Here is a 20,701-nt window from a genome sequence, read left to right as displayed (position 1 = left end):
GCTCCTATATTCATACGATAGGATGAACATAGCGCTTATTTTAAGCTTTGAAATACTTGCTGACCATCATCCAAATAGCATTATATATCTCAAATATAGAACAATAATCAGTAATACAATCTAAAATTTACTCAAAAACAAGCATTGATTTGAAAAATATAGGGGTTTGAGTCATATTCAACAATGAATTATCCCAATATTATGATTGTTTTTCTCATTTAAACCCATTCCATTATCCCATTTTTATAGCTATGCTAAATCGAGTTAACACGCAGACTTCATCTGATCCTGCGTACTTGCAAACAGGAAAGAGGACAATAAAATGGGCAAACCTTACGTTCGTTTAGACAAAGACAATGCCGCGGTACTTTTAGTTGACCATCAAACAGGTCTACTTTCATTGGTTCGCGATATTGATCCAGATAAATTTAAAAATAATGTGCTCGCACTTGCTGCAGCTGCTAAATATTTTAATCTTCCAACAATTCTCACCACCAGTTTTGAACAAGGTCCAAACGGGCCATTGGTTCCAGAACTCAAAGAAATGTTCCCTGACGCACCTTATATTGCACGACCAGGCCAAATTAATGCTTGGGATAATGAAGATTTTGTGAAAGCAGTCAAAGCAACCGGCAAAAAACAATTGATTATTGCCGGTGTAGTGACTGAGGTTTGTGTGGCATTCCCAACCTTGTCTGCTTTAGAAGAAGACTTTGACGTCTTTGTGGTGACCGATGCTTCAGGTACTTTCAACCATTTAACCCGCGACTCAGCGTGGGAACGTATGACGCAAGCGGGTGCACAGCTCATGACGTGGTTTGGTACCGCGTGTGAATTACACCGTGACTGGCGTAATGATATTGAAGGTTTAGGTGCGCTTTTCGGCAACCATATTCCAGACTACCGTAACCTCATCAACAGCTATACGCAAAATACTGAAAAGAAATAATCCTCCAGTAGTAAAAAGCGGCTTCGAGCCGCTTTTTTTATACCTGATGTATAAATTGACGTATGATAATTGGAATTGAAATAATTTTTCACTGCATAAGGTGATCCATGCATTCATTTGATGACTATTACTACTTTTATTTGGTGGTGAAACATGGCGGTTTTAGCGCTGCAAGTGAAGCATCGAATATTACAAAATCAAAATTAAGCCGACGCATTTTAGATCTCGAAGCCAAATATAATGTCACCCTTATTCAGCGTTCTACCCGACACTTTAAGGTCACGACATTAGGCCAAGAATTGTATGAAGAATGCATAAAAGTGATCGAACAAGTCGAATGTGCGCATCAGGTACTCCTGAAGCAAAAAAGTGAACTTGAAGGCTTGGTTAAAATTAGCTGTCCACCGGTCATGATGAAACATCAAATTCGCCCCTTGTTAAATCAGTTTTTAAAAGATCATCCCAAAGTTCAGGTCGAACTCGAGCTGTCTAGCCGCCGTGTGGATGTCTTACATGACGACATTGATTTGGCGATTCGCACCAATTTTAGTAAGAATGAAGACTCGAGCATTATTGTACGTGACGTGATTAAAACCGTGCATTGCTTAGTGATTAGTCCTGAACTTTTACAAGGACGCGAGTTAAAGCATATTACCGAATTGACAGAATTTCCGAGTATCGTTTTGGGCACACAGAAAAACCGCTATCAATGGCATTTGCATCATACGGGACAGCAAGAACAGATTGAAATTGCCTTACAGCCTCGGATTAAAAGCAATGACTTAGCCGGTGCTTATTATGCAGCACTCGATGGTTTAGGCATTGCAGACTTACCCTATTTAACCGTGCAAGCAGATATTGAGGCAGGTCGTTTAATTCACCTCTTCCCCGAATGGTGCTCAAATGTCGGTACGGTGCAATTGGTATATGCTTCGCGCAAAGGTCAACGCCTAGTCATGGAAAGATTAATTGACTATTTAGTCGATGGAGTTCGTGGCTATGCTCCAGAACATGATGGCTATTTAGTCTAATGATCTAAACCACAAAAAAGCCAGAACTGAGTTCTGGCTTTTTTAAATCTACGGTTGGATCACCAAATTAGATTTTACCCACTAGGTCGATCGATGGTGCAAGCGTCGCTTCACCTTCTTTCCATTTTGCAGGACATACTTCACCTGGGTGTGCATGTACATATTGAGCAGCTTTTACTTTACGCATCAATTCAGAAGCATCACGACCAATACCACCTGCATTGATTTCAACGATTTGGATTTTACCTTCAGGGTCAATTACGAAAGTACCACGGTCAGCAAGACCATCCGCTTCAATTAAAACATCAAAGTTTTTCGCAAGTGTCCAAGTTGGATCGCCAACCATTGGGTATTCGATTTTCTTAATTTCTTCAGAAGAATCGTGCCAAGCTTTATGCGTGAAGTGTGTATCAGTAGATACTGAATAAATTTCTACGCCCATTTTTTTGAATTCAGCATAGTGATCAGCAAGATCGCCTAATTCTGTTGGACATACAAAAGTAAAGTCAGCAGGATAGAAAAACACCACAGACCATTTACCGTAGAAGTCTTTTTCTGAAACTTCAATAAATTGACCGTCTTGGTAAGCGGTAGCGTTAAATGGTTTTACTTCAGTATTAATTAAACTCATTTGATATTCCTCTAACTCATTTCAGGGATTGCTTATCTGTTGAAGCTAGAATACGACTTATCAAATCATAGGTAAAACCGAACTTTTTTATAAAAACTATCGGATTTTTAGATTTATTATTTAAATCAATCTTTACCTTTCCATCGTACAAAGCAATCAATTTCAATGAGAGCAAGGCTTTATATCCATACAGAGGGCCTGCCAAGCAGCCTGTATAAACTGTTGTTTATAGTGTGATGGTGGCGTTTTGACTTTATGCGATAACCATGCCCGACAATAATTTTCCGTTGCCCCTAAGACCAAAGACATCATTAATTCTTTGGGTAAATGCTCGATCAAATGCCAATCGGATTGTGCGGTCAACCAATCCAGCAGCGCGGTATTGCGTTGTAGATTATGTTGTTTTAACTCGGCTTGTAGCGTTTCCTTACGCATACTAAACCCTGCAGCATATAAGAATTCTGCAAAATCAGGATAGGCTTCGACCCAGTCTATATACGAGCACAAAATGGCTTGAATGCCTTCCTGCAGCGATTGGGCCTGTGTCAAGGCGTCTGCCCTTTTCGCAAATTGATCTTGCAACGCCGCAAAATACAATGCTGCTACTAAACCATCTTTATTTTTAAAATGATGGTAAATCGCACCAACACTGGTCTCTGCACGGTCTCGTACATGTTCAATGGTCGTCGTTTCAATCCCTTGCTCTAAAAAACACGCGAGGGCTTCTCCTAAGATCTGCCTTTTAAGTTCCGCTCTGCGACCGCTGTAAATTCGTTGCAATAATGCTTGATTTGACGACATTGATACTTTCCTTTGCTCGGGTCATTTTAAAACAATGTTGGCTTTTTTTAATAGCTGTGACGTCATTTACGCCATTAACAGAATATTATTCCGTATTAGAATTATATTCTGAATAATGAAGAATAATTAAGCATGAGCCAAGCATTAAAATTATGGAAGACCTTCCAAAACAAACCCGCAGGGAAATGGACTTTTTCTAAATTGCTGTGTTTGAATGCACCGTATTTCAGCAGTATTTCGCCTGTTTTTGATGAATTAAAGCCCCAATACTGTGAACTACATATGAAAAAACAGCGCAGTGTGCTGAATCATATTGGCACTGTCCACGCGATTGCCATGTGTAATATGGCTGAATTGGCTGGCGGTACCATGACCGATGTGACCGTTCCGAGCAGCCATCGTTGGATTCCCAAAGGCATGACTGTGGAATATTTGAAAAAAGCCGATACAGATTTAACGGCCATTGCCACGCCTGTCGATGCTAATTTTACGTGGAATGCAGGGAGTGATTATTTGGTGAATGTCGTGGTGAACAACACGCGTAATGAAGCCGTTTTTAAAGCCGTAATTACCATGTGGGTTTCTGAAAAAAAATAAGTCGTCGACTCAATTGCAAAATGAAACTGATCTTTCAAGATGAGACCTACGAAAAAAACCCTCAAGATTGAGGGCTTTTTTTGATGATGATCTACCGTTTTAAACGCTGTGTTTAAGGTTCATTAAAACGGTAAGTCGTCATCTAAATCTGCTGCTGCAGGAGCCGGTGTCGGTGCAGGCTGTTGTTTTGGCGCAAAACCACCTGGGTTGTTATTGCCATAGCTATTGCCTTGAGCCGGTTGGTTATTGCCATAACCGCCTTGGTTTGAGCTATTACCGTAGCCACCTTGGTTTTGGTTATTGTTATAACCACCTTGTTGATTATTAAAACGAGGCTGACCAAAATCACCGCCTTGACCTTGTTCGCCTTGTTGGCGATTATTGTCAAGCATTTGCATTTGTTCACCACGAATTTCAGTCGTGTAACGCTCTTGACCGCCTTGATCTGTCCACTGACGAGTACGTAATGAACCTTCAATATAAACTTTAGAACCTTTGCGCAAATATTGCTGTGCAATTTCACCTAAGCGGTTATGTAACACAATACGGTGCCATTCTGTTTGCTCTTTACGTTCACCTGTATTTTTATCTGTCCATGAATCACTCGTTGCAATTGAGAACTGAGTGAGAGAACCACCATTTGGGAAAGTTTTTGTTTCAGGGTCACGACCCAAAGTACCAACTAAAATGACCTTATTTACACCACGCATCAGACGTATTCTTCCTATTTGTTTCTATTATTTACTTTATAAGAGTTATGGTTAAATGGCTACCTCTTTCCCTAACAAGTGCGTTAAATGTTGTCGCGCAGATTCATCCATCTGCTGCTTATCCACTTTTACATAAGCCACTTGCTGGTCAGACATCACCACAACTTCTTCAATACCACGAATTGCTAAAAGCTGAGAAGTCCATTCATCCGTTTCTTTATCTTCAGGCAAACTGAAAACCATAGACGATAAATAACGCGGCTGAGCCAACCCAAAACTAATGATCAACCATAAAATGGCTAGCCCTGTCAGGATGCCCCATCCCATTGCCGTATCATTTAGCAACAGAAGTTGCCCACCAATCATACCACCAAAAAATGCCCCCAGAAACTGACTGCTGGCGTTCACCCCCATGGCAGTCGCTTTGGATTGAATTGGAGCTGCTTTCGATAACCATGACGGTAATAATGCCTCCATCACATTAAATGCGATAAAGAATAAACCTAAGCCTGTCAGCAAAATATATTTTGATTCGAAACCAAAAATTAAGATGCCCAATCCTAAAATAATGCCACCAATGGCGGTCAAGAAAATGCCGCGCATTTTGCGATATTTTTCCGCCAAAATAATACTTGGAAAGGCAAAAAACAGGCTCACGACCAAAAGCGGCAAATACACCAGACCATGCGAATGCAAGGGAATATTGGCAAAGTCAATCAACTGAGACGGCACATAGATAAACATCGCTGTGAGCAGTAAATGCAATGAAAAGACTGAAACGTGCAACCGATTTAGATCAGGCATTTTCAGTACTTGCTTTAACTGCGTCAGATAACCTTGTTGAAAATTTTTATGATGACGCGTTACTTTCGGTACCAATAACAACATCGCAATCGCGGCAAGTCCCATGATGGTGGTCACCCAAAATAAACCCGAGATGCCGACTAAACCTGTGAGCCAAGGCCCAAGGCTGAACGCGACCACAAAGGACAAACCGATACTCATCCCCATCATGGCCATGGCTTTAGTACGCTGTTCTTCACGTGTGACATCGGCTAACAAAGCCATCACTACGGCAGATACAGCACCACCACCGGCAATCGCACGCCCGATAATTACGCCATAGATGCTATCGGACATCGCCGCAATTGCACCGCCTAAAGCAAACAACAGCAGCCCGATCACCACCAACGGTTTACGGCTATAACGGTCTGCAATCAAACTAAACGGAATCTGTAAAATCGCTTGGGTCAACCCATAGACACCCACCGCTAAACCAATGAGTGCCGGTGTTGCCCCTGCATATTGCTGACCTGCCACAGAGAAAACAGGAATAATCATGAACAGCCCCAGCATACGTAAGGCGAAAATACTACTCAAAGCAAAAGTTGAGCGTCGTTCAAGAGCATTCATCATAGCTGGTTAAAAATTCATTAATCTTGGAATGGGATTATAGGACATTCAGCTTAAAGCGAAGCAGGATTTTTATTGATTTTAAATATCCTGATGATTGGACAAATAAAAAGCGCAGCTGACGCTGCGCTTTTTGGGAGATTTTAGGCAAATTTAAATTAGCCTAGATTTTCTTGACGCTTTTTATATTGAATTGAGGCAATCACAGCCCAAACAATAAATGCCACACCAATTAGACCCGTTACCACTTCAGGGACATGAAGACCTGTGCCACTCGCCAACATAATGAAGGCCAAAGCACCAATCGCATAATGCGCACCATGTTCAAGGAAGATATAAGCATCTAAGGTGCCTTTATCCACTAAGTAAATGGTCATTGAACGCACGAACATAGCACCAATAGCAAGACCGAGCATAATGATTACGACATCAGAGGTAATCGCAAATGCACCAATCACACCATCAAAACTGAATGAGGCATCGAGTACTTCAAGGTAAAGGAAACCACCAAAACCTGCTTTGATCACGCCTGTCGGTACGCCATTTGCGTCATGTCCAACCGCATTACCGTTTTCATCAACTTCAGGTTCACCACCCAATAAATGACTCAGTACTTGGACACCGATATACACCACGATCCCCCAGATACCCGCCATCACTACCGCTAGACGAGAGGCTTCGGCCACGTTTGCTGCCATTACCAATAACGCAATTAGGGCAATAAACACGGACATCGCAGGAACGTTTGCAAGATTGGCCAAACGGCGCTCTAGCCAACGGAACCAATGGGTATCTTTCCCTTCATCTAAGAAGAAGTTCAGGAATACCAACAATAAGAAAGCACCACCAAAGGCCGCAATTTCTGCATGATGTGCCATCAATTTTGCAGAGTATTCAATTGGATTATTCAATGCCAATTGCACCACTTCCATAGCGCCCATGTCAGCCGTTACAGCAACAATGACGATTGGGAAAATCAAACGCATACCGAATACAGCAATCACGATCCCGACGGTTAAGAAAATCATTTTCCAGAAATGATCCCAACCACGGAGTACCGATGCATTCACTACAGCGTTATCAAATGACAATGATACTTCCATCACTGCCAAAATTGCAGTGATGGTCAGTGCTGTCAGCATGGCTTGCACACCTGCATTTGGGCCATGATTCAGACCCCAATATGCAGAAATGGCAAGACACACGATCGTAAAGACGATTGAGAAACCAAAATGTTTCATCATGATAGATCGACCTATTCATTCAATAAGATTTCAAAATGAGGGAATACCCAGTTTGAAGCTAAGTTTATGGCGCAATTATGCAGCTTTTCAGGATTGAAACCAAAAATTATTCGTTACATTTTGAATAAACACTCTAAGATGGAGGCTCTCAATTACATCGCATCATGGTGTAGACCCGTCTTTCATTTTTAACGACAGGAATGTTCAATGCGTTTTTCTGAAGAAGTTTGGCAACGTAATACCGCGTTATATCAGCAGATTCTCCATCTACCGTTTAATCAGGAATTGGCTCAGGGCAGCTTAAGCCGCGATGCCTTTTGCCACTATGTCATTCAGGATGCCCATTATTTATTGGCCTATGGTCGTGCGCTTGCAGTGTGTGCAGCCAAGGCGTTTGATGCCGACGATGTGATTCAGTTTTCTGAAGCGGCAAAAATTGCCATCGTGGTGGAACGAAGTCTGCACAATGACTTTATGCAAGGTTTCAACATCAGCAAAGAACAGTTTGAAAATACTCCACTGACCCTTGCCTGCCATCATTACACTTCATTTCTAACAGCGACAGCATGGTCAGAAAGTTACCCTGTGGTCCTTGCCTCACTCCTGCCTTGCTTTTGGATCTATGCTGAAGTCGGCAAAGCCATTGTCAGCCAATCTGTACCGAATAACCCTTACCAAGCATGGATCGACACCTACTCAGGTGAAGACTTCAATACTGCTGTGCAAAACGTGATTCAAACTATTGATCGAGTGGCGGCTCGCTGCGATGCAGATACACGTGAAAAAATGCATGCGGCTTATACGAACGGTGCAAAATTAGAATGGATGTTCTGGGACAGCGCGTATCAACAGCGCACATGGCCTGTAGAATAAACCTTTGATTTAAACTGTATAAAAAATTAAGGATCTAAAATTGCTTTTAGATCCTTTTTTAATACGGTTGGATTCGTTTTTTAAAATGATCCTGCACGATCATTTCAGGCATTAGCGTTTAAAACGATACCATCCGAGGAAAATCCCCATCGCGATAATCACCAAAAAAATCGCCAAACGTGCTTCACGCAATTCACTGCGCGCTGCTTTGCGTTCCTGCATTTCTTCTGAATGAAATTGTGATTTGATCATCGGATCAAGTTGAGCAATGGCCAATAAATCTTTGGGCTTTTCACCTTTGCCTAAAATGAAATACAGCCCTTTCACCTGCATTTCATTGAGTTTTCCCAGTTCAATATTCAGTTGAGTAGCTTGTGCATTATAGTCAGGCACCCAATCTTCTACGCGGGCATATACATGGGCACGACTAATATCAAAGATTGATACATCCTGCACTTTCTTGCCAGTTTGATCTTCCAGTTGTTCACTCAAATCGGAGAATTGGGACAGTACATAGTCTTTTTTCTGTGCCAACTGTACACCATCAAAAGCATACTCTTGTGTTTTTTGTGCAGGATTATTTTTCAACAATAAACCTTGCGGAACGACTTTAAAGTCCAGAACAGTATTGTCAGGGACTTGGTTGGTTTGCAGTACCATATAGACCACAGACCATAGCTGTTCATTTTGCCCGACCGCAGGCACGCTCACGCTATAACGCTGCTCGGCTACCGGGTCAATAAACTGTTCAAACGCGAGGATTTGACTGTCTTCAGCCCACAGGATTTGGCTTAAAAACATGAGGCAGATGATCACCCAAAATTGTTTTAACATTATTTGCTCTTATCATGATTATTTTCTATTCTGGCAGAATTATAATTATTTATTCAAATACTTACATTCAAAATCACATATTTAATGATTGGAAATTCATCATAATTTTAGCCAAATCTATAGTTTTATAAATGATCTAGAACCCATAAAAAATTGATCTAAATCAGCATCGATATGGGCTTTTGATGCTTACTGAAAACTATGCCATGCATAAATCAAAACAGCCGCAGCAAGCACCCAACTCAACGTTGCTACACTCAAACATGCCGTTAAACTCACACGTGTTGCGAGCAGGTACACCATCAATAAATAAATGAAATATGGGATGAGAGACCAGAGTCCAAACAGTGCAGTTTTTTGTAATGCGGCTGCACCCTGATCATTTGCCACAATGACATGAGCAATCAACGCAAAAGTCGGAAACAATGGAACCAAACCTGCAATATAAAACGCCTTACTTTTAGACAGCAAAGCAATTAATACCACAACAAAGGCACCCATTAAGCTTTTGAGAAATAAGGACAACATGGCATTCTATAGTTTCGAGAAAACTGCATTTTACGCCTTTTCTGCGATAGTCCTGAGATTTTCCAATGGATTGTTATGCGCATGACACAGGAGATTTAAACGATGAACTCAAAACAGTCACAGCGCTTTTATATTTATGCACCTTTACACCACAGGCTAGATGTAAAGCGCGCCTTTTGTTGCTCAGCCATTTGCTTAAACTGCGCTTGAACTTTTAAATCTTCAGCACTCATCAGATGTTGATTGTTTTCAACAATTGCCAAAACCAAATCAAACTGTTGAGGAATTTTTTCGCAAGCCAGCTGCTTTTTTTCAGCTTCTGTTTTGGCTTGACCTAATTTCGCAATATACAGATCAATTTTTTCACTTTCGGTATTCAGCGCCAAAGTTGCTTGTTCTAAGCTGTCATATTTTTGCGCTTTCGGTGTGTGGTTCGGGGTACATGCACTCAAAAACACACTACACATCAATAAACCCATCACACCTAATGTTGGATTGAGATGAAGTTGCCATTTCATGTTAAAAGTCCTAGATTGCTGATTTGCGGATGTTTTAGGGCATCGGCACAGACAGCTATATTTTGATTCGGCCATTTTTCTCACAAAGTCACGCATAAATCTAGGTTTAAATTACACTTGAACATTTTTCATGCGCTATCATATATAGGTTTTTCGATGAATATTTTAGGACCCCTTGCATGAGCCAAAGCCATATCCGTATTCGAGGCGCACGTACCCATAACTTAAAAAATGTGTCACTCGATATTCCACGCGACAAGTTTGTGGTCATTACGGGTCTTTCTGGTTCAGGGAAGTCCTCTTTGGCTTTTGATACCTTGTATGCTGAAGGTCAACGTCGCTATGTTGAGTCCTTATCTGCCTATGCACGCCAATTCCTTTCGCAAATGGAAAAGCCCGAAGTTGACTCGATTGAAGGCTTGAGTCCTGCGATTGCCATCGAACAAAAATCAACGAGCCACAACCCACGCTCAACAGTGGGAACAATCACCGAAATTTACGACTATTTACGTCTACTCTATGCCCGTGTCGGCACGCCGTATTGTCCTGAACATGATCTCCCGATGGTGGCTCAGACTGTGTCTGAAATGGTTGATACCGTCAAAGGTCTAGAAGAAGGTACGGCGCTTATGTTGCTTGCCCCTGTGGTCCGTGACCGTAAGGGTGAATACACCAACTTATTTGAACAATTACAAGGTCAGGGTTTTGTCCGTGCCCGTGTCGATGGTGAAGTCATTGATATCGACACACCACCCGAATTAGACAAAAAGAAAAAGCACACCATTGAAGTGGTCGTTGACCGTTTTAAAGTACGTGATGATCTTGGTAACCGGATTGCAGAAAGTTTTGAAACGGCTTTACGCATGGGCGGCGACATTGCCATTTTGTCGTGGATGAAAGGCGAACAAGAAGACCGCGTATTTTCAGCCAAACACTCCTGCCCTGAATGTGAGCGTGCCGTAGGTGAACTCGAACCGCGACTATTTTCCTTCAATAATCCATTCGGTGCATGCCCTGTTTGTGATGGTTTAGGCACACGCAGCCATTTTAGTGCTGACAAATTGATTCCTAATAATGAAGTTTCGATTAGCCAAGGGGCGATTCGCGGTTGGGACCGTCAACGTCCGTATTACTACAGCATGATCCAAAAAGTTGCCGATCATTTTGGCTATTCTTTGGAAACCCCATGGAATGAACTGGATGCCGAGACCAAAAAGAAATTCCTTTATGGTACAGGCAAGGAAAAAGTTGACCTCAGTTATATTGATGAACGTGGTCGTTCGCACAAACGTGTGCAAGCCTTTGAAGGGATTCTACCTCACCTAGAGCGTCGCTACCGTGAAACGGAGTCGAACTATGTGCGTGAGGATTTAGCACAGTATTTATCCAATGCTGCATGTGATGCTTGCGGTGGCTCACGTCTCAATGAAATTTCACGTCATGTCCGAGTTAAAGATAAAACCATCGCGCAAATCACCAAGATGTCGATCGGCGATGCTGAAAGCTATTATCAAGATCTCAACTTAAGCGGTGCTAAAGGCGAAATTGCCGACAAGATTTTCAAAGAAATCCGTGAACGTTTGCACTTCCTCGTCTCTGTGGGTTTGAATTATTTAAGTTTATCGCGCTCGGCAGAAACACTGTCGGGTGGTGAAGCACAGCGTATCCGTCTGGCTTCACAAATTGGTGCGGGCCTCATGGGCGTGATGTACGTGCTGGATGAACCCTCTATTGGTTTGCATCAGCGTGATAATGACCGCCTATTGGAAACCCTAGTACGTTTGCGTGACTTAGGTAATACCGTATTAGTTGTAGAACATGATGAAGATGCGATCCGTGCCGCCGACCATATTATTGATATTGGCCCCGGTGCAGGTGTGCATGGCGGTCATGTGATTGCCGAAGGGACGTATGATGAAATTTTGGCAAATCCAGATTCATTAACTGGTCAATATCTATCAGGAAAGCTCAGTATTGATGTGCCGAAAACACGCACACAACCGCCAAAACCTGAAGAGCAAATTAAGTTAATGGGCGCTGCGGGTCATAACCTAAAAAATGTCGACCTGACCATTCCTTTAGGTGTGATGACCTGTGTAACGGGTGTGTCGGGTTCAGGCAAATCGACCCTGATTAACCGGACATTATTGCCGCTTGCAGCAACTCAATTGAACGGGGCAACCACACTGACTGCGGAAAAATTTGACTCGATTGATGGCTTACAGTTCCTCGATAAAGTCGTTGATATTGACCAAAGCCCAATTGGTCGTACACCACGTTCAAACCCTGCAACTTACACTGGTTTGTTTACCCCTATTCGTGAACTTTTTGCGCAAACCCCTGAAGCTAAAGCACGTGGTTATGCTGCAGGTCGTTTCTCGTTTAATGTGAAAGGCGGTCGCTGTGAAGCCTGCGAAGGCGACGGTATGATTAAGGTCGCAATGCACTTCTTACCTGATATGTATGTGCCTTGTGATGCCTGCCACGGCAAGCGCTATAACCGCGAAACGTTAGAAGTTGGTTATAAAGGTCGTAACATTTCAGATGTCTTAGAAATGACGGTTGAAGATGCAATGCATTTCTTTGACGCTATTCCTGTGATCCACCGTCGTTTGGAAACCTTGAACCAAGTTGGCTTGGGTTATATCCGTTTAGGTCAATCTGCAACCACACTTTCTGGTGGTGAAGCGCAGCGTGTGAAATTGGCACGTGAGTTGGCGAAGCGCGATACAGGCAAAACCTTGTATGTGCTTGATGAACCAACAACTGGTCTACACTTCCATGATATTGCCAAATTGCTCGACATCCTGCATGAACTACGTAATAAGGGCAATACCATCGTGGTGATTGAGCATAATTTGGATGTGATTAAAACTGCCGATTGGATTGTGGACTTAGGCCCTGAAGGTGGTGCAGGTGGCGGTATGATTATTGCCGAAGGTACACCTGAGCAGGTAGCTAAGAATAAAGTATCGCATACAGCGAAATTTTTAAAGCCGATGTTGAAATAATTTAGAAAGGGCTTATAAGAGCCCTTTTTTTATTTGTCTACTCGTGAAATTAAAAATTTTAAATAATTGTCGCTAAAGACAGATGATCCTTTTTTATCTTCTAAAATTTCTTTAAAAAGAACCTTTAGGTTTAAATGGAATTTTTCAACCAAAGCCATTATAGGTATATTTGAAAATCTATCATCTTTAAAATAATCTATTTCAATAAATTGCTTCAAGTCTTCTTTATTTAAGTGCTTTATCACACTTTCATGCTCTTCAGAATACTGTTGCAAAACAAACAAAGCGAATATCGAATCCTTGGTAGACGGTAATCCAACAAATGGATTTTTTTCAAAAAAATCTTCTATATAATTCCTAAACCGATGCTCACCTTGTCCAAGAGCATTTATCCCTCTAAATGCTTTTCTATCCTGTTTTAGCTGTTGAGCAATCCATTCTTTTATCAGTATCTCCAATTCTTTAGACTTATCAATAGCCCCTAGATTTTCTAAAATAGTTATAGCAAAATCTAAATTTCCCAAACCCTGTAATCCAATATTCTGTTTACTTGAGTCAAAAAATCTTTGTATAAAGGTTTCATCAGCCGTGCAATTCCATAGCTCCTGATAAAGCTCCATAAATTGATTCTGCATAATTAATTTATTTTCTGCAATTAGATCAGAAGAAACTAACTCCCTCACAGAGTTACTATTAAATCTTTCAGTCTGTTGAAACTCATTAATAAACTTTTCCAACCAAAGATCAGATTTTGTAAATAAATAAGATACTCTTTTTAATGCTTCATAAGTTGTTTTTCTTACCTCACTCCAATCATCCCTACTCTTTTCACTAATATATTTTGAGTCACCCCATTCAAATTCAAACTTTGGAAAATCATCGATCAAATACCCCTGTAAAATTCGAACTAAAATTATCTCTTTCGTTGTAGTTGCAACTTCTTCATGTAGTTGTTCTAGAAAATGCTTATACAGTTTTATTACTTTTTGAAAAAATCTAAAATTATGAATTTCCAACTCATCTGCAAATTTCACCATCAATTCAACCAAAGGGGCATCTATATCTTTTGTATTAGCACGAATCAAAGACTCAACAGACGTAATTTTTATAGTTTCATCTATCAATTTTTCTTTATATTCAGCATATTTTTCTTTGTTCTTCTCTTCAGTTTTTGACTCATCTAAAATTAAAATGACCTGACAATTCTTTTCCAATTTAAGTTGATTCGCTAAGCCCATAACATCTTTTATATCAAGCTTATTCGACATACGCTCAAAATCATCGAAGCAAATAACAGCATCTTTAACTTGATTGAACATCAAACTATCAAAAACTTTGGCCGAGGCACTAATACCAAATTGTGAAATTTTCGTATCTTTCAAAATTGATGGTAAGCCTCTAATCCATCTAGGTATTTCAATTGCTGAATGATTATTTTCTATATTGCTATAAATATGGGTTTTTAAATCACTTAATGACTCTAAACCAAATAATGAAACATATATGTATTTATTTTTAAATTTATAATTCTCTCGAAACTTATTCCAAAAGAAAGTTTTACCTACTCCCCAACAACCTGTAATCGCAATTGCGATCCCATTATTATTATTTGTTCTAAAAATTTCTTCTAAACGTTGTTCTTGAGACTGGTTCATTTTCTTGAAATATTAATAACTTGTATCCTTTATATCTACAAAAAACCATAAATTCAATCACATGATGGCGAAATGAATGTCGCCTGTTTGACTGGGGCAGCACGGATGTGCCCTCAGTCAAACAAAAGCATTTTGCTTACTTTTGTGCTTTCAAAAGTAAGATAAATCCTACGCAATGGAAGCTAAAACCTAATGCAAAGCGAGGACGTGCCAATTCAAAATTCAAAATTCAAAATTCAAAATTCAAAATTCAAAATTCAAAATTCAAAATTCAAAAAATTAACGTAAATAATGAAACACACCCAACTTATCCAACACATCCAACGTCAACTGCTTACGCTCCGCCACATCATCCCCTGCAGCCATCTGCAAATTCAAACTAAACGCCGTGATCTTGCCATGACCATCATCTACCCAACCGGTATACCACCCAACTTGCGGCTCTACATCCATACCCCAACCACTCTTGGCATATAACTTCGCATCCCCACGGCTTTCAATATAAAGCATATCTTTGACTTGCTTTTGTACCGCGACATCAAACGGTAATTTCTCTGTCGCAAGCTGATACGCAAATTTGACTTCTTGTTCAGGCGTAATCTTTAACGGCCCAACCAACCAAAAATTATCCACCTGTTTGCCAATATTGGCATTGCCAAAACCGACCCGTTTGACTTCTTGTTGCATTAACGCCAAACCTATTCGCCTTGCCAGTTCCTGATATACAGGAACTGCAGATGCTTGCATGGCTTCACCCAAAGTCAGGTCTTTTTCCCATGAGGGGAAAGCACGTTTTTCACCTTTCCATTTAAAAACTTCATTGGCTGTCGCCTTCTGATGCTGCAAACCAATTAATGCATTTAACATTTTAAAAGTAGATGCGGGAATGTATTCGGTGTGGGCGCGCTGTAAGTCATTGCCATAATGGCTCAAACGCTGACCATCAAATGTGACAAATACCGCCTGTGTCTGTGCTTGATTAAATAAAGACGTAATCTCTCTCACCCGTGAATTTACTAAATTGGCTTGAGCCGTTTGTTTTAAGTGTTGAGATGAATCCAACATGCCTTCATTTGTTGTACATGCTGACAAACTCAGGACAGTCATCAACGATAGATATATTTTTTTCATTGCACTATTTTTATGGCGTTTAAAGTCCACAGTATAAGATGAAGTTCAAACCTGAATTGTGTACTTTTCAACAGTCTTGTATCTGTTGCAAACTTAGCATATCGACTATTTATTTTTAAACAAAACATCCTTATGATGACGCCTATCGTGGACTCAACAACGAATAATTTTTTAAATATAAAAGCATACTAACAATGAATAAATTTATCTTAAGTTTCAGCCTCTTATTATGTCCAATATATAGCTTTGCCAATGGCTATCTAAACGAATACATGGTGCTGTTTGTCTCACAAGAAGACCCCGATCTTAGCCCATGGAAAGATAAGCCGCAATGTAAAGCCCTCAGTACCCCGACTCAACACAAAGGAATCTTTGAAAATCAATATGTCTATGCCAATGGCAATGCCCTGACCACCATCTTTCTGAGCAACAGCAAAATTAAAAATGGTGAATGTGAACATCTCATTCACTTTCCAGATGGTATTCAAGGCTCAGGCGTATTTGAAAGTTTCTTCCCCAACGGCAAATCCCGTAGCCGCATTGCCTATAAAAATGGGGAGTACGAAGGCAAACTCGAGTTTTGGTTTGCTAATGGGATAAAAGAGCAAGAAAGTAGCATCATCAATGGTGAATCTCAGGGGGATTACAAAATTTGGCATCCGAATGGGCAACTGGCTTTTTCTCAAAATTATAAAAATGGTATCGAGCATGGTCTGCGCCAACGCTGGTATAGCGATGGTAAACCGTGGACCTATGCCAATTTTCAAAACAATAAATTGATTGGCGAGCTGAAAATGTGGTTTGAAAACGGCAAACTAGAACGCCAAGGTTATTATCGTAATGGCGTTCGTCATAACAGTTATAAAATTTGGTATGACAATGGGCAACCTGAAGCGGTGCTTCAGTACGATTTAGGCAAAATTACCCAAGCCCAGTGTTGGAATGTAGATGGTAGTCAAATGAACCAACAAGCCTGCAATAAATTATATAAAGATGAAGATTAATTCATTTGTCTGGCTAACTTTATGAATCTGCCAAGCTGCGTTTAGACTGAAACACGATCACGCCCCGCAGCTTTGGCTTTAAATAATGCTTGGTCTGCTCGCTCTAATAAATCGATCCAGTTTTCGGCCCCCACTGCCACACCAATACTCACCGTCACAATGAGATCGGCTTCGTCCTCTGCCAAATTAAAATTCACATTCTGAATATCGTGCCGTATAGTTTCGGCAATGTTTTGGGCTTTGAGCATATTAATCCCCTCGATCAGGACTAAAAACTCATCTCCACCATATCGCACCACCAAGTCGGATGAACGAATATGTTTTCGTAATTGATTGGCAACATGTTGAATCACCAAATCGCCGACAATATGCCCATAGCGATCATTCACCTGTTTAAAGTGATCAATATCAATCACGATCAGCGCTGTATGTAAAAAGCCTGAATTTTGGCTGTCGCGAAATTTAATATATTCATCTAAGGCAAAACGATTGGCGACATTGGTGAGTGAGTCAGTATTGGCAATATGTTTAAGCTGAAATTCAAAGGCATCACGCTGTTCCAACATGTTTTCAATATGCTGAATGGCATCAAATAAACTGAGATAACCTACTTTGGCAGGTTCAATCACGCCTTGATCCATTTGTCGGTGCCGAGCCAGTTTAAATAACTGATTACGAGCACGAATTAAAGGTTCAAACACCCATTTCTTGGCATAGAACATCGTTAATAATGCAGTCAGTAATGACACGAGCGAGACAAAAAGCGTGAAAATCAATTTATTTCGCGCTTCACGTTGTTCATCCGCAGCTACTTTGAGACTGTAATCTAAAATATAACTTTGCAATTCCACTACTGTGACAAATTTATTGACCATTGCATCAGTGAGCTGGGTGCCATCCATGTGATAACGCTGATGTTGAAGACTTTTTTGAGTCAAACCATCAATAATTGGCAAACCTTTATCTAAAAATTCCGTCCGTACCGCATGATGTAACTGTTTAAACTCGGGAGTTTTGTCATGTTCAGACTGCACGACATTGATCAATTCCCATAGATAGCGTGTTTGACGCTGGGTTTGTAAACTCCGCGCTAAATTTTGCTCTGGAATTTCCTGTTGAAATGATACCGCAGCCATAATATTTGATGCGACTCTTCCCGCCTGATCACGTAATTCTGCCAGTAATAAAATCAGCGTGTAATAATTCGATACACGAGTATCTTTACCATGAGAATGATTGACCAATTTCTGCATGGCAATATAGCTTTGATCCCAAGCTTGGAACATCGCCAAAATGGCATGATCCAATTTTTTAGCTTCACGTTGTTGTGTCGGCAGCGCAATATATTGATCGACCGTTTTGCGACCCTGCAACAAATATGGATATAAATTGGACTCTAACTGCTGGGCGATCGGTGCAAAGCCCGTTTCTTTTAAAACTTTCAGTGTATCTTGATATTGCCGATCAACGCCTTGACGATATTCAGCCAACTCAATAATTTTTTGCTCGCGCTGTTCACCTTGACTCGACATTGCACTGTTAGCTGGCGCACGTTCACGGGAAATTTGGTTGGTTAAATCTGCCACCATTTTCAGCATCTGAATTTCTTTCAGCGCTTCGGCACTTTTGAGGTAATGTTGATTGCTGCTCACAATCAATGGAACACTGATAAATACGATGGACAAGACGATTACTAGCATCGCAAGTTGCAAGCGCTTACTAATATGCTCTGTTCGTAATGTTTCCATCTATTTTATGCCCCACACTTGTTGCATACCCCAACCCACTTCTCAACTAAACGCGGGAATATTTAAATTAATGACCAATAATTTATTAATTTGTAAAGTGAACATTTATAGCTCTAAATTCTATATAAATGTGCTTAGTCTGTCACATTTTTATCACTTTAGAACGAGATAATTTGCTAAAAAACAGCAGCATATTTTAAAGCGAAATATTTTTTATTAACTTGTTTAAATAAATATTTACAATTGCAATAAATTGGTGCAGAATGCACCGTATTAGGGCACACTAGATTTCTTCCTCAGCAGAATATTTTAGTTTCCCGAAAATTTTGGCTAAAAAATCCTGATTTTCCTTGAAAATCAGGATTTTTTTTGTCTATATCACTTTAATTGAAAGATAAATAGAATTATTAACGCACCATAAAAGTGCATTTATTTCTACGAGATATTTGCTCTATATTTTATCTTTAATATAAATTTGCATTTTTGAATAAAAAAAAGCCCAACCTTGGGGAAAGCTGGGCGAATAAAAAACAATAATGGAGAATCAGGGTCAAAGTCACACTTTTAAACCGTGTGACGACTCGATTGGCAAATTATGAATCAAATAAAACCTGATGTAAAGCCAAGTATTTCACTAGGATATTAAAAATATCACAAAGACACATATTTAAGTGACATATCCCTCAAACTTAAAACAAAAATGTCTATTTAATATACAAATAAGTGGTTTTAGCCCAACAATTCAACAGTCAAAGTCCCGATTTATTACCTCAAATGCGTGAAAAGCGTTAGAATTTACCCACTACAATAAATGTTATTTTGAATTAAAATAACAATAATAATTGTTATTTTAGATTGAAAAGTTGTGTATTTTTTCAAGTGTATTTTTTTAATTAAGAATTTAATCAAACTTACTTAATTGTTCTCAATGATTTTTTTTCAGTGACTTATTAGTTAGAGTAAAAACTGAATTTCTTATTATGAAATAAAGATCTGAGTCAGAGACTGAATAATAACCTTTAGGATCATTGACTTAATATATTGTTACAATACAATGCTCAATGTTTAATCCATTTGTAACAACTGGTAGAAAATCATGAAAAAACTCGGTTTAGCCACTGCTTTATTATTAGCCATGACCGGTGCTCAAGCTTACCAATTTGAAGTTCAAGGCCAAGCAGAATATATCGACACAACTGCAAATGACAAAGATTTCATTGGTGGTGTTCAAGGTACTTACTACTTCAAAAATGTTGACTCTACAAAAGGTCCTTTAGCAGAAGCTGCATTCTTAAACCAAGCTTCTAACGTATCTGTTGCTTACAACTACGGTGAAGTTGGTTCACAAGGTGTTGACGTAGTTGCTCATAACTTTGGTGCTAAAGCTGAAGCTTATGTTCCAACTAAAGTTGTTCCTGTATATGCAAGCGCGTCTTACAGCCACACTATCCTTGACAGCAAAAATGCAAACAACACTGATGACAACGGCGACCGTTATGCATTAGAAGTTGGTGCGCTTCCAACTCAAAACTTCTTAGTTGCTGTTGGTTACACTAGCGTTGCTGACCAAGCTGCTGTTGACGCGTTCAACGTTATGGGTAATGGTGTTGCTAAAGCTGTTGCTGAAGCTGCGACTATCGATCAAGACCAAGACGCAATCACTGCACGTGCTAAATATGTTGGCGCAATCGACGACACTAACATGGCAATTGGTTTCGAATCAGGCATCATCTACGGTGATGACACTGCTTACCAATTCAAAACTGATCTTTTCGTAACCCCTAAATTAAGCGTTGGTGCTTCTTACGCTGAATCTAGCTTTGCTGGTACTCCAGACTCAGCTTGGGGCGCGAACGTAAACTACTTCATCACTCCTGCTGTTGCAGTTGGTGCTAGCTATGTAAATGCTAATGCTGAAGAAGTTGCGCTTGACACTCAAACTGTTGGCGTAAACGCTAAATTCCGTTTCTAATTCATATTAGATACTGAATACCAAAAAGGACGCATTTGCGTCCTTTTTTTA

Annotated in this window: 18 protein-coding genes; 7 read left to right on the top strand and 11 right to left on the bottom strand. The window is 40.2% G+C overall.

The window, feature by feature from the left end:
• Positions 1–322: 322 nt before the first annotated feature.
• Both ycaC and FTT99_RS05970 read left to right on the top strand, forming a co-directional pair.
• On the top strand, positions 323–949 hold the full coding sequence (gene ycaC / locus FTT99_RS05975) for an isochorismate family cysteine hydrolase YcaC (protein WP_078193174.1): 627 nt from the start codon (positions 323–325) through the stop codon (positions 947–949).
• Positions 950–1,056: 107 nt separating this feature from the next.
• On the top strand, positions 1,057–1,980 hold the full coding sequence (locus FTT99_RS05970) for a LysR substrate-binding domain-containing protein (RefSeq protein WP_180077962.1): 924 nt from the start codon (positions 1,057–1,059) through the stop codon (positions 1,978–1,980).
• A 67-nt stretch (positions 1,981–2,047) separates the two neighbouring features.
• On the opposite strand, the gene ahpC is transcribed toward FTT99_RS05970, so the two are convergent.
• Together ahpC and FTT99_RS05960 are read right to left on the bottom strand one after the other, a co-directional pair.
• The gene (ahpC, locus tag FTT99_RS05965; protein WP_078190520.1) at positions 2,048–2,611 is read right to left on the bottom strand and encodes an alkyl hydroperoxide reductase subunit C; all 564 of its coding nucleotides are present in this window, start codon (positions 2,609–2,611) and stop codon (positions 2,048–2,050) included.
• 162 nt (positions 2,612–2,773) lie between these two features.
• Complete coding sequence (locus tag FTT99_RS05960; protein ID WP_180088777.1) at positions 2,774–3,412, bottom strand: TetR/AcrR family transcriptional regulator; 639 nt, start codon at positions 3,410–3,412, stop codon at positions 2,774–2,776.
• Positions 3,413–3,544: 132 nt separating this feature from the next.
• On the opposite strand from FTT99_RS05960, the gene FTT99_RS05955 reads away from it, so the two are divergent.
• Positions 3,545–4,009, top strand: a complete 465-nt coding sequence (locus tag FTT99_RS05955) for a hotdog fold domain-containing protein (protein WP_180130478.1) — start codon at positions 3,545–3,547, stop codon at positions 4,007–4,009.
• Between the two features lie 122 nt (positions 4,010–4,131).
• Here FTT99_RS05955 and ssb read toward each other — a convergent pair whose 3' ends face one another.
• The 3 genes from ssb to FTT99_RS05940 all read right to left on the bottom strand — a co-directional run bounded on the left by ssb (position 4,132) and on the right by FTT99_RS05940 (position 7,376).
• A complete protein-coding gene (ssb, locus tag FTT99_RS05950) occupies positions 4,132–4,719 on the bottom strand; it encodes a single-stranded DNA-binding protein (RefSeq protein WP_078193176.1) in 588 nt (195 codons plus the stop codon).
• A 51-nt stretch (positions 4,720–4,770) separates the two neighbouring features.
• The gene (locus FTT99_RS05945) at positions 4,771–6,135 is read right to left on the bottom strand and encodes an MFS transporter (RefSeq protein WP_111884498.1); all 1,365 of its coding nucleotides are present in this window, start codon (positions 6,133–6,135) and stop codon (positions 4,771–4,773) included.
• 155 nt (positions 6,136–6,290) lie between these two features.
• The gene (locus tag FTT99_RS05940) at positions 6,291–7,376 is read right to left on the bottom strand and encodes a DUF475 domain-containing protein (protein ID WP_180035454.1); all 1,086 of its coding nucleotides are present in this window, start codon (positions 7,374–7,376) and stop codon (positions 6,291–6,293) included.
• Positions 7,377–7,583: 207 nt separating this feature from the next.
• On the opposite strand from FTT99_RS05940, the gene tenA reads away from it, so the two are divergent.
• The gene (gene tenA / locus FTT99_RS05935) at positions 7,584–8,249 is read left to right on the top strand and encodes a thiaminase II (protein ID WP_078193179.1); all 666 of its coding nucleotides are present in this window, start codon (positions 7,584–7,586) and stop codon (positions 8,247–8,249) included.
• Between the two features lie 111 nt (positions 8,250–8,360).
• Here the strand turns inward: tenA and FTT99_RS05930 are convergent, their stop codons facing one another.
• The 3 genes from FTT99_RS05930 to FTT99_RS05920 all read right to left on the bottom strand — a co-directional run bounded on the left by FTT99_RS05930 (position 8,361) and on the right by FTT99_RS05920 (position 10,129).
• Positions 8,361–9,083, bottom strand: a complete 723-nt coding sequence (locus tag FTT99_RS05930) for a hypothetical protein (protein ID WP_180130480.1) — start codon at positions 9,081–9,083, stop codon at positions 8,361–8,363.
• A 189-nt stretch (positions 9,084–9,272) separates the two neighbouring features.
• Entirely contained in the window at positions 9,273–9,611 is a 339-nt protein-coding gene (locus FTT99_RS05925; protein ID WP_180121009.1) for a GlpM family protein, read from the bottom strand.
• 134 nt (positions 9,612–9,745) lie between these two features.
• Positions 9,746–10,129 (bottom strand): hypothetical protein, encoded by a 384-nt coding sequence (locus tag FTT99_RS05920; RefSeq protein WP_180127372.1) that lies wholly within the window; start codon positions 10,127–10,129, stop codon positions 9,746–9,748.
• A gap of 179 nt (positions 10,130–10,308) precedes the next feature.
• Between FTT99_RS05920 and uvrA the strand changes: the two genes are divergently transcribed.
• The gene (uvrA, locus tag FTT99_RS05915) at positions 10,309–13,140 is read left to right on the top strand and encodes an excinuclease ABC subunit UvrA (RefSeq protein WP_180130482.1); all 2,832 of its coding nucleotides are present in this window, start codon (positions 10,309–10,311) and stop codon (positions 13,138–13,140) included.
• Positions 13,141–13,169: 29 nt separating this feature from the next.
• Here the strand turns inward: uvrA and FTT99_RS05910 are convergent, their stop codons facing one another.
• Together FTT99_RS05910 and blaOXA are read right to left on the bottom strand one after the other, a co-directional pair.
• Complete coding sequence (locus tag FTT99_RS05910; protein ID WP_180130484.1) at positions 13,170–14,795, bottom strand: P-loop NTPase fold protein; 1,626 nt, start codon at positions 14,793–14,795, stop codon at positions 13,170–13,172.
• 279 nt (positions 14,796–15,074) lie between these two features.
• Complete coding sequence (gene blaOXA, locus FTT99_RS05905) at positions 15,075–15,926, bottom strand: class D beta-lactamase (protein ID WP_257227491.1); 852 nt, start codon at positions 15,924–15,926, stop codon at positions 15,075–15,077.
• 194 nt (positions 15,927–16,120) lie between these two features.
• Here blaOXA and FTT99_RS05900 point away from each other — a divergent pair, with 194 nt between their 5' ends.
• On the top strand, positions 16,121–16,930 hold the full coding sequence (locus tag FTT99_RS05900) for a toxin-antitoxin system YwqK family antitoxin (RefSeq protein ID WP_180130486.1): 810 nt from the start codon (positions 16,121–16,123) through the stop codon (positions 16,928–16,930).
• A 41-nt stretch (positions 16,931–16,971) separates the two neighbouring features.
• Here the strand turns inward: FTT99_RS05900 and FTT99_RS05895 are convergent, their stop codons facing one another.
• Positions 16,972–18,678: a diguanylate cyclase gene (locus FTT99_RS05895; protein WP_180130488.1), complete on the bottom strand. Its 1,707-nt coding sequence runs from the start codon at positions 18,676–18,678 to the stop codon at positions 16,972–16,974.
• A 1,096-nt stretch (positions 18,679–19,774) separates the two neighbouring features.
• Here FTT99_RS05895 and omp33-36 point away from each other — a divergent pair.
• Positions 19,775–20,650 carry a porin Omp33-36 gene (omp33-36, locus tag FTT99_RS05890; RefSeq protein WP_180131151.1) on the top strand — a complete coding sequence of 292 codons (876 nt, stop codon included), beginning with the start codon at positions 19,775–19,777 and terminating at the stop codon, positions 20,648–20,650.
• The last annotated feature ends 51 nt before the right edge of the window (positions 20,651–20,701 follow it).

The sequence above is a fragment of the Acinetobacter sp. YH12040 genome (assembly GCF_013420005.1).
Lineage (GTDB): Bacteria > Pseudomonadota > Gammaproteobacteria > Pseudomonadales > Moraxellaceae > Acinetobacter > Acinetobacter amyesii.
The sequence above is the reverse complement of the archived record's forward strand: the minus strand, read 5'-3'. Positions and strand labels throughout refer to the sequence as shown.